The sequence below is a fragment of the Paenibacillus sp. OK060 genome, assembly GCF_900101205.1.
Classification (GTDB): Bacteria; Bacillota; Bacilli; order Paenibacillales; family Paenibacillaceae; genus Paenibacillus; species Paenibacillus marchantiae.
Genome location: NZ_FNFR01000001.1, coordinates 504,262 through 517,142, shown reverse-complemented (window position 1 = coordinate 517,142; position 12,881 = coordinate 504,262). Strand labels below are relative to the sequence as shown.

Below are 12,881 nucleotides of genomic sequence, written 5' to 3'. Positions count from 1 at the left end.
CCTCCTTTGTTTTTCACATGAACTGAATGTTCCTCATCTCACCGGGTGCTCATTCTTCTTTTGTATTAAAAAATGTATCATTGTTGATCTGAATTATTCTGTCTGTTGCCTCATGGTTTATCGGATCCCTGACCAACATACTAAATATTTCTCTAAGTTCTTCTATTCGTAATAAGACTTTGTCTTTGGATCTTTCCTCTCTAAGTGAGATATATAATTGGTACAAACTAATATCTAAATCATCATTCAGTTTCTCAAAAGAAGTTAGTTCCGATATCGCAGCTGCATTAGACACACTTGATATCATTGATCTATACGTATAATCATTAAGAACCATACTAAAGCTGTGCTGAACATTACTTATTTCATATCTGAATGAATTATCAATAGAATTCTGAAGCTCTTTTCTTTGATTTTGAGATTCAACAAATTTAGAACCAAGAATGATTAAACTCAATGTTAATAAAACTATAATATAAGTACTTATTTTCTTCATTATTGAATAGCTCCTAATAACCGAAATTTTAACGATGCTATATATTAGACGCTCTTCCAATGTTATAAGTTCGGCTTTTTCTATGAGCTGTTAGCTGTTCAAAGGCAAATGCAATACGAATACCGCTTTCTCATCATTCTTTAGTAAGCTTCTTGATACCATCTTCGAAGTTGATTAATGTTAGCTTGATGATAACGACTGTGGTCAGCGATATGCCACATACCCCAGCGTACGGTTGCTTGCTTCTCATTTTCATGCCCAAAAGTGACAATCCTCGCTAGATCATCATCCGTTAATTGTGTACACGCGTCCTTCAACATGGTTATGACACCTTCATATGTCGACATAAGTGTACTCAAAGATATTCCTTGAACCATCGGAAGACTGCCATTTTCATCAATCATAGGGCCATGTTGCTCTTTTAAGTTTTGAGGAAGTGGTAATCCCTTTATTCGATAAGCCCAATTCAGATCGACGTAGGTGATATGTTTTATTAATTGAGCGGTACTATTGAAGTTGTTATTAGGTCCTTTATAATCTATTTCTTCTTGCGACATACCTTCCGTGATTCGTTGGAGTCGTTGGCTGTTTTCTATAACCGCAGCAAATAACAACCCAACAACAGGTGACATATTGGCTTCGCCTTTTAAATCATAAAGCACCCTAACGCCTCCTTGAGGTTGTCTTCATCGTTCTTCCCTTAGAATCTCCTTGATTTCTCTTAATTCTTGCAATATTTCTTTGGTGTACTGATTACTCTTGGAATTATCCATTCCGATTTTCACAACAAAAATACCAAAAAACAAAGACACTACCAACATTAATATAGTCCCAATAATAACCATCCTTTCCTCAAGCAACAGAAACCCGAGAGATTAGAAACAGCGATGCTGCCCCATTCCAAAAGATCCACTCGGGTTAATAGTTGATTAATTTAACTGTGACTACTCATGTACTGGAACATACATCGTTTGTATCTCTTGAACGCCAGGAACAAATCCAAGATTAAAATAAACTGATTCGGCATCATTGCCTTCCATGACATATAACCTTAGAACTGGATACTTGTCTTTAAGAGAAGTCAGTGCTCTTTGCAGCATGCGTGTAGCAAGTCCTTTTCCTCTGTAAGCAGAGTTGACTCCGATGCTATATACTGCTGCTTGATTATCCTGCAAACATAGGCGACAGTTGGCTATGAGCTGTCCAGTAACCTTATCATATACAAGCGTAGAAGCTTGAGTTAGGTTCTCATTGGTAAAATAGATTTCTTCGTTCGGGATAAAGTCTTCAAGGGATGTTTTCTTTCTGCGTAAGGCTTCAAAACCTCCTACAAAGCTGTCAAAGTCACACTGAGCGATTTCATCTTCATTAATGTATTGCTTAGCACCTGTTTCATTCTCGATAATTTCGGGGCTCTTAACTATAAAATCATGATCCCAATGCACATTGAAATGATCTGTCGGGCGCTGCATCCAGCGACATCTGAACTCATCTGGCCAGAATCCAGCCCTCGTAAATAAATGTACTTGATCGGGGAGAATTTCATATATCTTGATACGTTGCGTTGCATCAGACCATTTTATTAGTATTCTTTTAAGAAGTTTCAGTACCTCAAATGAATCATTGAATGGGGGCATAAAGAATAGATGATATAACGTATTGGGTCCCATCCTTACCCCACCGATTTTTGACTCTCCTTTATAAATCCAAAAAGAGTTATTCCGCGAAACATTGAAGTAGCCTTCCTCTCTAAAAAATCCAGTATAGGCCATATTATAATAGACTGAACAATACAGTCCCCATTCTTCGGGCTCAGCCTTTTGAATGGAATACTCATTTGATAAATCATAAGAATTAAGTTCCTCAGACCAATTATTTAATTCCATGCGTCATTCCTCCTCATCAATGCTAACTACCTATAAAATATTTAAGGCGTGTGTTATCTAAACATTTCTAGTCCCCCTCATTAAATAACATGTCCTTTACTATTTACTTGATCGATTCCATCATTAATCTTATTTTTCAGCAGCTCATGAAATTTACTTTCTTCCTTCTTTAAATGTTTCTCAAGGAAAGCAGAGATATACTTATTAATAGTGGAATGCTTGTGTTCTATCCCATCTTCGTTGTAATGTATCGGGATATCGCTAAAAGTCATATGATGAGCACCGTTTAATTTAATAAATGAACTATTCTGATCACTCGAGTTAAACAAAGACTCATACCCACTCAGTAACAAAGGTAATAGGTCTGGAGAGATTTCATTTTCCAGTTCTTCAAACGAGCATTTCTCTTGCCGAGCTACCAATAACGGAACAGATACTCCCTCTTCCTTTTTCGTCGTCATTAAATGGAAACTAGGATCTAATAGAATGCTAGCCTTAATTCTCTTTTCTCTTTTAAGCAATTCATAAGCAGCAGCCCCACCTAATGAATGACCAATGATCCCCATTTCATTCACATCGACTATGGCCCTAAGATCCTTATCTGAATCCAAGACCTTATCTACGTTTTTCATAACCAAACTCATATCTTCTACTCTAAGCTTCAATAATTGTTTCCAAGAATGAATATCTAAGCTGTCTATTTCAGATATCACATTGGATTGCTGGACAAAACGTCTGTCAGGAAAAATGGAAAATATAGATTCATGAGTGGCTCCTATAGTAATGACAACAAATCCGCACCCCACTAAATGTTCTACACAAAAGGAATACATATCTCTAACTACACCAAAAGCCGGGGCTACAAAAATAATGGGACAGTTTTTAGCCGTAATATCAACACTCTCATCATTATGTATTTTTGTATCCAGATTACAAATATAATTCCTATCCACTCCCATACTTGAGAGCATATCAACAGCGGAAGAGATATTAGGTTCAAATAACGAAATATACTTCGACTCATGCTCCACTGGATTGGAAGGATAGTATATACTAATGAGCACTTCTCTGGTTTCATTACTTATCGGATCAATACGTGATTTTTCCTTTAAAACAAAAACCTTTCTTCCAACAGTCATCGCGTTCACCCTTATACTATTTTTTCGTCACTACAACGCATGTAGATTGAATTGAATATACGCTGCCATAACTTCATTGATTAGCCTTCCGTTCACTGTATAACCAGCTCTTTAGGCATTATCCAAAATTGATTTGTTTCTTTATTAAGTTTTAAGTGAATTGTTTTTTGTTCACCTTTCTTCAATCGTTTGTAGCTTGTGCCCATACTGAAGATACTTCTTCCTGGGGTCCATTGCAGTCCACTCACTTGTATATTATGATGCACTACTAAATACTCATTAGCTTCAATTTCATTTCCCTCAACAAGATTACTGGAGGTATTGTTAAATAAGATGTTTACAATTTTTATCTTAGTAGAGACTCTGTCTCCTAGTATATTTTGTTTACCTGTTCCTTCAACTAAAACCTCCACATCAGCTTGGGATGAAACGAAATCATAATTGCCTAATTCTTGACTCGTTCGGTCAAGCACTATATATTGATTCAATATTAAATATACACCAATGATTCCAGATACAATGGATAATAAAACAACTACTATTTTCCGCTTTTTCGTCACCGAAACTACCTCCAAAACTTATCGATTTCCGAGGTTGCGTATTACGTTTGTGAATCCATGCCCTCACCAGTTTATTCTTCAAAGAAACGGCAACGATGCTTTTAAGCGGCGAGGGCAGCTTAATATTTTCACCTTATGCTTCTGGATAAAGGTCTGTTGATAAATATCGTTCCCCTGTATCCGGGAATAGTACAACTATACTTTTATTTTTATTCTCTGGCCTTTTTGCCATTTGCACTGCTGCATATGCAGCAGCACCAGACGAAATACCGACTAATAATCCTTCGGATTTAGCTAAAAAACGAGCTGTTTCAAATGCATCTTCATTTCTCACCTGTACGATCTCATCAACTACAGATCTATTAAAATTGTCGGGAACAAAACCGGCACCAATTCCTTGAATGGTATGCACTCCTTTAGTTCCTCCAGAAAGCACCGGGGAATCCGAAGGCTCTACAGCTATAATTTCCACATTTTCTTTTCTTTGTTTAAGTGCTTCGCCAACTCCAGATATGGTTCCGCCTGTACCAACACCACCAATAAAAATATCCACTTTGCCTTCGGTATCTCTCCAAATCTCCTCTGCGGTTGTTACCTTATGTACTTGTGGATTTGCTGGATTTTTAAACTGTTGAGGTATAAATGAATTAGGGATTGTAGCCGCAATTTCTTCAGCCTTTTTGATGGCTCCAGACATTCCTTCTGTGGCAGGTGTAAGAACTAGTTCTGCTCCCAGAGCGATCAACAGCTTCCTACGTTCTACACTGAAACTCTCAGGTAGTGTTATGATTAATCTGTATCCTAATGCTGCAGCTGCAAAAGCAAGTCCTACACCTGTATTTCCGCTCGTCGGTTCTATTATCACTGAATTTTGGTTAATTAACCCCTTCTGTTCAGCGTCTTTTATCATTCCATATCCGATTCTATCTTTTACACTACCTGTTGGATTAAAGTATTCCAATTTAGCAATGATTTTCGCCTCAACTTGATACTTTCTCGCAAAATTAGAAAGCTCCAATAGCGGTGTATTTCCAATCAGATCTGTGAGATTCTTTGCGATATTAGTCATGATCATACCTCCAAAATACATTTCCAACTAAAATAGTTGGTTTTATGTCACGTTATCATGTATGGTAAAATAATACAACTATTGAACTTCTATTTTACGACATAGGAAAGCAAAAGCTATTAGATTGAGCGTGAATCTTTGTTATAAAGTCCCCCTCTAAAAATAGAATTCAAAGTTCCAATACTGTTATGAGCTCGTCATGGCACACTTCACCATTTTCATGGAATCCAAAGCTCTCATATACCTTTTTGGCAGCCAAGTTATCAGGACTATATGGAATCCAACAATAACGTGCAGGTCCAGCTGGGAAAGTTCGAATAAACTCCAATATTTTCTTTAATGCTTCCCGGCCATAGCCCATGCTTTGGTGCTGCTTGTCAATCATCAGTCGCAAAATACAATAGCTATTGTCAGCAATCACAGGAAGATCATAACCCGTGATTCCGTAAGTTATCATTACAAAACCTACAGGCTGCTCATCTGCGTAAATGGCAAGTGGAAACGGTGAGCCGCCATTGGTTGCAAGAATATAACACGATGCAACACTTGAAAGGTTTGATGCAACATATTGTCGCTGCTCTTCTGAAACTTCCAGGTTAAATATAGAACGTCGGTTATCCAGTGTTATTTTTCTGAGCGTTATCATGCAGACTCTCTCCTCACCAAACATCATAGATTTAAGCGGTTTCAAGATAATACCTAGATACTCTGTTTGATCTTCTTTCTCATATACAAAGCTATTTCTTCGTTTTGGCTATGATTATTTGAATATAGTGATACATCAATTCCTTCAATTTGATAACCACATTGCATGTAAAAATGAATGGCTGGAACGTTCGTATTCTGGGTTTCTAACGTGATCGCTCTGAAGCCTTGTTCCTGGGCAATCTCATTCACTTTATTGATCAACAATCTTCCATATCCTTTTCTTATGTATTTTTCATTAACCTGAAGATGCCATATCATCAGCGTATTATTCCAAGTTTGTGGTTCACAAATTGCGAGCGCTATGATTTTCCCATCTATATATATTCCATAAGAAAATCCCAGTTGTATGATTTCTTCATATCGTTCCAAATCATCTGTACTGTTCAATTCTTCTTTTTCGTAGATGTCATCTAGATTTATTAACGTTAAAAGCATACTAAAGGAACCTTGTGTCTCCTGTTTGGTAAGCTCATATTTTTGAGTTGATTTATATCCAAAGCTTCCAAGTTGAAGCCAATCATCATTGGATAGATTCTGTATTTTTTTGATCTCCATTACTTCACCCCAGAAATAATATACTTTGCGACTTGTTTATAAGGTTATTGAATTCTTGCTTATATCTCTTCTTTCGACCTTAATTTCCATATTCCTGCATCCTTACTTATTGTTTCCTATCCACAAAATTATGGACTGTCAAAGAAAATAATAATAATCCCGACAGGACAAACCTGGCGGGATTTCGTTTGAATAGATATCGAAAGACGTTTTTAGTTAATACGTAGCAACCACATGCTTCATCTCTTCACTTGCCATAAAGTCAGAACAATTCACGTAATACAAATCATAAATTTGTTCCGTATTGTTTATCAACTTATACACTTCGTGGTATATATCAGTGGCTAATTTGACATAAGGCAATTTCCCAACCGCTTTCTTGGATCGAATGTTTTGTTTTCGAATTTTAAGAAATACTGTTTCAATTTCACGTTGAAGAAACAACTCAGCGAAAAAGGCTTCCTTTGCTCGTTGATTGTAACCTTTTCCGAAATAAGGGGCTCCAATCCATGTCGCAAGAAAACCTGTCTTATGTTCCATGTGATATAAATCAATGGTTCCGATGGGATGTCCCAGCTCATTAAGGATCGTTCTGGAAATACATGTGTTTTGCTCTTCTTCATCAATCACCTGTTTGGTTGCAAATAAATATTCCTCATAAGATCGGCACTTATGACGAACGTATGGAAAAACAGCGGTGTCCACCATCAAATCATACAGTGAGTGGCATTCGTGAAAGTCTCGTTTTTTTAACATTTAAACGACCACCTAGTCCTTTTAGTTCGCTGAGTCAAACAAACTAAGTATATAAAAGGACGTGTGGATTTTAATGAATTCTACATTGCTTTTATGTAAAATTCATCATTGAAATGTTTTCCAGATCACTTGACTGAACATAACGAATATCGCCTGTTTACAGTCTGATTTTCAGAATCATTGACCCGTCGAAACATCCTCACTATCATCGGTTTAGCTGGAACCCACATCTTCGCTAACAGCATTTCATGCCCATGGATAAATTTTTTGGTTCGAGGAAACATTAATCATACTACTTATCCTTGGGAGTGATGTTATGCTGTACCTTATCAGCTTTGTGCTCATGTTTGCTGGCTTAGCCTGTATCAACATTATTTTTTCATATCAAAGCAAGCATATTGACACTCAGTTCTTGTCCACATTTAAATTCCATCTTTGGATGCTGCCTTTATTTCTAGCCGCTAATCTGAGCGTAGGATACGGCGTCAAGTTTGGAATGAAAGCTGTCAGTCAACTGGGCTATGTCCTGGTCATTGCCAAATGCATAGAAGTGCTCATCTCCATATGGATGGGATACTGGTTCATGAAGGAAGTTCCTTCTTGGAAAACGTGGATTGGGCTTGTGGTCATCATCATCGGTGTTGTACTGGTTAAGCAGAAGTAGGAGTAAGTTAAAATGCTTTTTAAAAAACGAATCGATATACAATTTCATTATCATATACGTCTCCGGTCTCTGAAAAACCCATTTTATCATAAAGCTTTCTGGCAACTTCATTCTCTGCACATACCGTTAAATTCAAACACTTGCTATGGACATAGTTCTCTTTTATATAGCTAATTACTGCATCTATCGTTGCTCTTCCATATCCTTTAGCTTGATAGCTTACATCGATCATAAAACCATTCAACCAATAGGACCAAGCTGTTGTTTCATCGACTGTGATCATGACAAAACCAACTAAGCTATCCTCCGTGTTATATATGCAAAATGGTAGATACTTGTACTCATCCCCATCTGGACGAATGTGCACCTTCGCTAGGGACTCGGCTACTGATGGAACATAATGATTTTGATTGGCTTGAACTTGTAAGTTTAATGCATCTTTCCAGTTCTCTCTTGTAGTAGGTATTAATCTGATCACAATAATATCACTCGTTCCGTTTCGTTTTTTTAAGATCCGATGGAAGTTCATTTTTAGTTACATTTTGAACAGGATAATCAAGGCTGGCCCACAGCCTGTTAATGATGTTGTCACTGGTTATTCTACCTTTAAATCCGGTGGAAGTTGTGAGTGTTCCTTGCTCATACATATATACAAGTTTGGAGCCATCATTCTTATTAAATATAATGGAATAATCTCCATCCAAAGATAATCCTTTGTCCTTCGGCTTTATTTCACTTAAGTTGGTTAATACGTGGGCGATATCTTTTGTCTCAGTTACATTAATCATTTGGAGATCACCTTCATTAGAAGGTAAAACAAAATTATATATTTCAGCATTAACAACTTCGTCAGGCTTAATTGATATAGTGATTTCCTCTCTTGCTTCAGTTAAAGAAACAATGAAAACAACAATAGCAATACATAAACCAAGTATTAAATAACGCTTTTTCATACTACTTCACCTCTAACGACCACAGCTTGATTCAAGCTGAATCATCTTTCCCATAATTACTTCTATAGCATAAAACGTTCAATTAACTCCAATCACCGAAATGCTTCTCAAGGAACCTTACTTCCTTCTCATAATGAGCCAAATGACCCTCTTCAATCATTTTGATAAAAGCTGTTTCTCCAGACACCGCCCGATCAGATAGTGTGGTACACATGAAATGAATTCGAGAAATCACCCATTCCTTCAGATCTGTCGGCACATCCATACCATAAGCGTTAAAAAATAACGCTATACGTCTTTTCCGCTCAGATGCATGATCCTGTTTATTATATGGACCAACTTCTCTTTCATCTTTACCCGGTGAAAAACCTGCTAATGGGACAGAGGTATACAAGCTGTAAACAATATCCCATAGACGCGGACCAGGCCCTGCCATGTCAAAATCAATGATTCCTACAGGAAGCCGATCTTTAAACACAACGTTATACAATGCAAAATCGTTATGGCAGACTACTTCTTCCTTTGAAGATACCTTTGGGCAGTTATTTAAAGAAACCGTAGATGAAACAAAATCCATTGTAGCATCATGATAGCTTTTTAAAAGCCTCGCTACTTTGTCTAAGGTCTCATCAGACCACATATAACTTTCAATCTCAGGATAGTCATTTCCCGAAACCACACCATTCAGGTAAGAAAGGATTTCTCTGTCCTGCTCATCTACTCCCAAATATCTAGGGGAATGCGCATAGCCCACCTTTTCAAGGTGCTTAAGCAATTCATATACATACGGATTCGGTATAGCGTCACGACGAACTGTGCTACCTACTTTTACAACCTTATTCACATTGCCTCCGTTTAGGGCTTCTTCGTACTCAGGCAAAATGAACCCCTCCTAAGATCTGTTTTGTGTGTACCTATTTGTTTTATCCTTTCTGGGATTCCCAGGGAATCCAGCAATCAATAACACAAATCCGACGAAAAATAAGAAATATACGAGAAAACCCGTGAAACCATTATCACTTGCTGGGATTATCTCGCGTGTTTTCCCACCTGAAGCGTAACCCGCTTCCACTATGGCTGTAGATATTCTCACGGAAATTCTATCTAAGGTTGAAATAAAAATACTGCTAATCATGAGAACCGCACCCAGGATTTTATTTGTATTGTTCATGAGCTGCCTCCTAATTCAAATTGATTCTTATCTTTCAGTCCATGCTGTTCGGATATATCCCAATTTCATGCCAACATGCTCCATATTTCGATGGCTTTGAGATAAAAATGAACATTGCCCTACCACCAGATTACATTCCTTATTCAAGGCTTCCGTTATTCTTCTATTCAAAAGCTGCTGATGTACACCCTGATTTCTAAACTCAGGTAATGTTGCTGCAAAGGTTAAGGATGCCTTTTGATTTTTAATAAACAGAACACTTACCGCTGCAGGGATGTCATTGACATATGCGATGTAAAATTTCCAACCTGGACGGTGATAAAGAACCTTATTATTCTGGGCGACGTAAGGGATACCGTCATCCGACAAACCGGCCCCCCTGCAATGAATGGTCGCGTATAGCTCGAATTGATCCTCTTCAAGTTCTTGAATTTGGATATGATCTGAGTGATTCTTTTTTTCTTCTGGTTTGATGATCAGAGATGAATGAAATCCCGATGTATACATGCCTAAGTCGGTTAAACGTTTCAAGAAGTTCTGATCCACCACAGATGGAATAACTTCGAACTGAACCTTTCGATCACGCTGTCTATAAAAATCAATGATTGCATCCATGTGTTCCAGATCATTATTTGTTAAGCCCTTCACCGTATTAAACGTGGGCCATGGCATGGTCTTACTGTAGAAACAGACGGCATTTCCAAACTGCTGAATATCAATTCCTTCTGGATTTTTGTCCCGACTCTGTATAGCAAGCATGCGATCTGTCATATAATCGATTTCAGAGAGTTCAATTTCTTTAATTAAATCTATGGATGGAATCAGTCGATTCATGTCTTTACCTCCAAATAAAAGTACGGGAACTCCATTTTAATTCCCATCAAAACACTTCATTACATGGCCTATACTTTACAATGGTTAGATGCTCCCACTCCCTATACAGCTGCTCTTTAGAGAGTATCTTCCACGGGTTGAATATCGTTTGCCCATCTTTATTGAAATATAGTTCTTCTCCCAGATGATATGCTGCATGTTGAATGATCCCATTCTCATCTGTCCATAGGACAACGTCCCCATGATGTAGTTCGTCAGTTAATAACTCCTCGTAATCATACTGTTTTAATTTCTCTAGAAATGTTTTTTGATGTACCCATTCATAGATAAACCATTCCTTTTTCCCTTTGGAGATTGCAAACAAAACAGCTGCGAGGCAATTTGCACCTTGGGAACTAGCAAACGAATTGGCATATGGTTTTAGAAAAGAAGATAGCGACTCAGGTGGCTTCTCACATTCCCCTTTATCCCACCATTCGTAAACCAATGTCGTAAGTATCTGCTCTTTACATGATTTGTTCAGCTTCTCCCACATGAAGCGCTGAAGGATAACATGTCCATCCATCACATAGCTTGCAGGTATTTCCGCCAAATCATGTACAAATGTAACAGGGAAAACAAGCCCTCTTCCACTTTTCACTTGTGCATTTAATAAAAATCGTTTCTTATCTTCAGGAATGGTTTCTATCCATTCTTTATCCGCAATGATTACATAATCAACGTTCTTTATATTCCAGTACTCGTAACCATTCACATAATTCACTTGCCTATAAGTGCTGTGGTTATAGAACTCCTCTTTTGGCATTAATAGTACATCGGTAAAGTCAAATTCATAATCAAGATGTTCTTTTGATAGGAAAAACAAATCTTTTTCCGGTACATAACAATCCATCCATGAAAGTAAAACTTTTTTACCCGGTTTAATTATCATTATGTATTCCTCCGCGTTGGGTTTGAATTTTATATTTCCACTTTATTTCTCACTACTCCGTAGCAAATCAGATCCTCATAACGGTCTTCTTTCTTGACATGATCCACCAGTACTCCTTCTTTTATCATGCCAATCTTCTGTATAACTTGTCCGGATGCCGGGTTAGAAGCAAAGTGTCGCGCATATACCTTATGATATTTTTTCACATCAAAAGCGAAGTCTAACATGGCTTTAGCTGCTTCCGTTGCATAACCTTTTCCCCAAAACGGCTGACCTACCCAATAAGATAACTCCCCGTTATCGTAACGTTGTTGATTAGATAATGCTATTGCCCCGTACAAATCACCTGTTTCCCTATCACAAATAGCAAATTCATATAATTTATCCGCATTAAAATTTTCGTTATGTTGCTCTATCCAAGACACTGCACAATCTAATGTATATGGGTAGGGTAATGTGAGTGTGCTCTTATAAATGTTGTAGTCATTACATAGTCTGGTAATGGTTTCAGCATCTGATTTCGTAAATAATCTTAACAGCAGCCTTTCTGTGGTCATCGTTTTAGTGAGATCGTTGTACACCTTACTATCCCCGCCTTTTACATGAAAATGGATCATTGCACCTTCAAAATGACCGATTTCTGTTTATTTCAATTTCATTTTATATACGACTTCACCATCCTGATTTTCCAATTCCTGATCAATAAATCCTATCTTCTCATATAAGGCTCTTGCATGTGCATTATTTTTTTCTACAGTTAGTGAAATGATTTGGCATTGTGGGTGCTTGTTCTTGATGCATTCAAGTATCGTATAAAGTGATTTACTTCCTAATCCTTTTCCTTGATAGTTCTTATCTATTTGAAATCCTCCAATCCAATAATTATCCGTACTAGCTGGTGTGTACGATAAATAGAAAAAACCGAAAGCTTTATCGCCTTCACGCAAAAGATATGGATCAAAAGCTGCATCCCACGGCTTCACGTAGGCATATGCTAAAGATTCGATGACCGTCGGTACAAGATTTACTTGCGTTTCAAGTAAAGATATTGCGATCGCCTCTTCTCAATTCGTTTTATCGATTGGTTCTATAGTAATTGGGTTCATTCAAATATCCCTTTCGTTTGCCGAATTATATTTCGTTGGAGTAGATTATTGAC

Annotated in this window: 18 protein-coding genes; 1 reads left to right on the top strand and 17 read right to left on the bottom strand. The window is 37.5% G+C overall.

The window, feature by feature from the left end; all coding sequences use genetic code 11:
• Positions 1–49: 49 nt before the first annotated feature.
• The 9 genes from BLS14_RS02405 to BLS14_RS02365 all read right to left on the bottom strand — a co-directional run bounded on the left by BLS14_RS02405 (position 50) and on the right by BLS14_RS02365 (position 7,169).
• Positions 50–496, bottom strand: coding sequence for a hypothetical protein (locus BLS14_RS02405; RefSeq protein ID WP_090949264.1), 447 nt, complete (start codon positions 494–496; stop codon positions 50–52).
• Between the two features lie 140 nt (positions 497–636).
• A complete protein-coding gene (locus BLS14_RS02400; RefSeq protein ID WP_090949261.1) occupies positions 637–1,158 on the bottom strand; it encodes a DinB family protein in 522 nt (173 codons plus the stop codon).
• A 282-nt stretch (positions 1,159–1,440) separates the two neighbouring features.
• The gene (locus tag BLS14_RS02395) at positions 1,441–2,382 is read right to left on the bottom strand and encodes a GNAT family N-acetyltransferase (protein WP_090949258.1); all 942 of its coding nucleotides are present in this window, start codon (positions 2,380–2,382) and stop codon (positions 1,441–1,443) included.
• A gap of 80 nt (positions 2,383–2,462) precedes the next feature.
• Positions 2,463–3,521: an alpha/beta hydrolase gene (locus BLS14_RS02390; protein ID WP_090949256.1), complete on the bottom strand. Its 1,059-nt coding sequence runs from the start codon at positions 3,519–3,521 to the stop codon at positions 2,463–2,465.
• A 92-nt stretch (positions 3,522–3,613) separates the two neighbouring features.
• Positions 3,614–4,081 carry a hypothetical protein gene (locus BLS14_RS02385; protein WP_090949253.1) on the bottom strand — a complete coding sequence of 156 codons (468 nt, stop codon included), beginning with the start codon at positions 4,079–4,081 and terminating at the stop codon, positions 3,614–3,616.
• Between the two features lie 133 nt (positions 4,082–4,214).
• Positions 4,215–5,150 carry a cysteine synthase A gene (gene cysK, locus BLS14_RS02380; RefSeq protein WP_090949251.1) on the bottom strand — a complete coding sequence of 312 codons (936 nt, stop codon included), beginning with the start codon at positions 5,148–5,150 and terminating at the stop codon, positions 4,215–4,217.
• Positions 5,151–5,319: 169 nt separating this feature from the next.
• Entirely contained in the window at positions 5,320–5,796 is a 477-nt protein-coding gene (locus BLS14_RS02375) for a GNAT family N-acetyltransferase (protein WP_064638954.1), read from the bottom strand.
• Between the two features lie 53 nt (positions 5,797–5,849).
• On the bottom strand, positions 5,850–6,413 hold the full coding sequence (locus tag BLS14_RS02370; RefSeq protein ID WP_072732477.1) for a GNAT family N-acetyltransferase: 564 nt from the start codon (positions 6,411–6,413) through the stop codon (positions 5,850–5,852).
• Positions 6,414–6,629: 216 nt separating this feature from the next.
• A complete protein-coding gene (locus BLS14_RS02365; protein ID WP_090949249.1) occupies positions 6,630–7,169 on the bottom strand; it encodes a GNAT family N-acetyltransferase in 540 nt (179 codons plus the stop codon).
• A 496-nt stretch (positions 7,170–7,665) separates the two neighbouring features.
• Between BLS14_RS02365 and BLS14_RS32985 the strand changes: the two genes are divergently transcribed.
• Entirely contained in the window at positions 7,666–7,833 is a 168-nt protein-coding gene (locus tag BLS14_RS32985; protein ID WP_256336124.1) for an EamA family transporter, read from the top strand.
• A 19-nt stretch (positions 7,834–7,852) separates the two neighbouring features.
• Here BLS14_RS32985 and BLS14_RS02355 read toward each other — a convergent pair whose 3' ends face one another.
• From BLS14_RS02355 to BLS14_RS02320, 8 genes are all read right to left on the bottom strand, one after another.
• A complete protein-coding gene (locus tag BLS14_RS02355; RefSeq protein ID WP_371121223.1) occupies positions 7,853–8,311 on the bottom strand; it encodes a GNAT family N-acetyltransferase in 459 nt (152 codons plus the stop codon).
• Between the two features lie 7 nt (positions 8,312–8,318).
• Positions 8,319–8,786 carry a hypothetical protein gene (locus BLS14_RS02350; RefSeq protein WP_090949245.1) on the bottom strand — a complete coding sequence of 156 codons (468 nt, stop codon included), beginning with the start codon at positions 8,784–8,786 and terminating at the stop codon, positions 8,319–8,321.
• An 82-nt stretch (positions 8,787–8,868) separates the two neighbouring features.
• A complete protein-coding gene (locus BLS14_RS02345) occupies positions 8,869–9,666 on the bottom strand; it encodes an aminoglycoside phosphotransferase family protein (RefSeq protein ID WP_090805571.1) in 798 nt (265 codons plus the stop codon).
• A 12-nt stretch (positions 9,667–9,678) separates the two neighbouring features.
• Positions 9,679–9,957, bottom strand: a complete 279-nt coding sequence (locus tag BLS14_RS02340; RefSeq protein ID WP_063563283.1) for a hypothetical protein — start codon at positions 9,955–9,957, stop codon at positions 9,679–9,681.
• Positions 9,958–9,984: 27 nt separating this feature from the next.
• Positions 9,985–10,791 carry an N-acetyltransferase gene (locus BLS14_RS02335; protein WP_063563282.1) on the bottom strand — a complete coding sequence of 269 codons (807 nt, stop codon included), beginning with the start codon at positions 10,789–10,791 and terminating at the stop codon, positions 9,985–9,987.
• Positions 10,792–10,837: 46 nt separating this feature from the next.
• Entirely contained in the window at positions 10,838–11,722 is an 885-nt protein-coding gene (locus tag BLS14_RS02330) for a hypothetical protein (protein WP_090949243.1), read from the bottom strand.
• 29 nt (positions 11,723–11,751) lie between these two features.
• Complete coding sequence (locus tag BLS14_RS02325; protein WP_256336123.1) at positions 11,752–12,279, bottom strand: GNAT family N-acetyltransferase; 528 nt, start codon at positions 12,277–12,279, stop codon at positions 11,752–11,754.
• An 87-nt stretch (positions 12,280–12,366) separates the two neighbouring features.
• Positions 12,367–12,705: a GNAT family N-acetyltransferase gene (locus BLS14_RS02320; protein ID WP_256336122.1), complete on the bottom strand. Its 339-nt coding sequence runs from the start codon at positions 12,703–12,705 to the stop codon at positions 12,367–12,369.
• Positions 12,706–12,881: the final 176 nt, after the last annotated feature.

Coding starts and splice junctions, on each gene's coding strand:
- BLS14_RS02405 (WP_090949264.1), bottom strand. CDS start 496: ATGAAGAAAATAAGTACTTATATTATAGTTTTATTAACATTGAGTTTA.
- BLS14_RS02370 (WP_072732477.1), bottom strand. CDS start 6,413: ATGGAGATCAAAAAAATACAGAATCTATCCAATGATGATTGGCTTCAA.
- BLS14_RS02340 (WP_063563283.1), bottom strand. CDS start 9,957: ATGAACAATACAAATAAAATCCTGGGTGCGGTTCTCATGATTAGCAGT.
- cysK (WP_090949251.1), bottom strand. CDS start 5,150: ATGACTAATATCGCAAAGAATCTCACAGATCTGATTGGAAATACACCG.
- BLS14_RS02365 (WP_090949249.1), bottom strand. CDS start 7,169: ATGTTAAAAAAACGAGACTTTCACGAATGCCACTCACTGTATGATTTG.
- BLS14_RS02395 (WP_090949258.1), bottom strand. CDS start 2,382: ATGGAATTAAATAATTGGTCTGAGGAACTTAATTCTTATGATTTATCA.
- BLS14_RS32985 (WP_256336124.1), top strand. CDS start 7,666: ATGAAAGCTGTCAGTCAACTGGGCTATGTCCTGGTCATTGCCAAATGC.
- BLS14_RS02330 (WP_090949243.1), bottom strand. CDS start 11,722: ATGATAATTAAACCGGGTAAAAAAGTTTTACTTTCATGGATGGATTGT.
- BLS14_RS02335 (WP_063563282.1), bottom strand. CDS start 10,791: ATGAATCGACTGATTCCATCCATAGATTTAATTAAAGAAATTGAACTC.
- BLS14_RS02325 (WP_256336123.1), bottom strand. CDS start 12,279: ATGACCACAGAAAGGCTGCTGTTAAGATTATTTACGAAATCAGATGCT.
- BLS14_RS02390 (WP_090949256.1), bottom strand. CDS start 3,521: ATGACTGTTGGAAGAAAGGTTTTTGTTTTAAAGGAAAAATCACGTATT.
- BLS14_RS02350 (WP_090949245.1), bottom strand. CDS start 8,786: ATGAAAAAGCGTTATTTAATACTTGGTTTATGTATTGCTATTGTTGTT.
- BLS14_RS02375 (WP_064638954.1), bottom strand. CDS start 5,796: ATGATAACGCTCAGAAAAATAACACTGGATAACCGACGTTCTATATTT.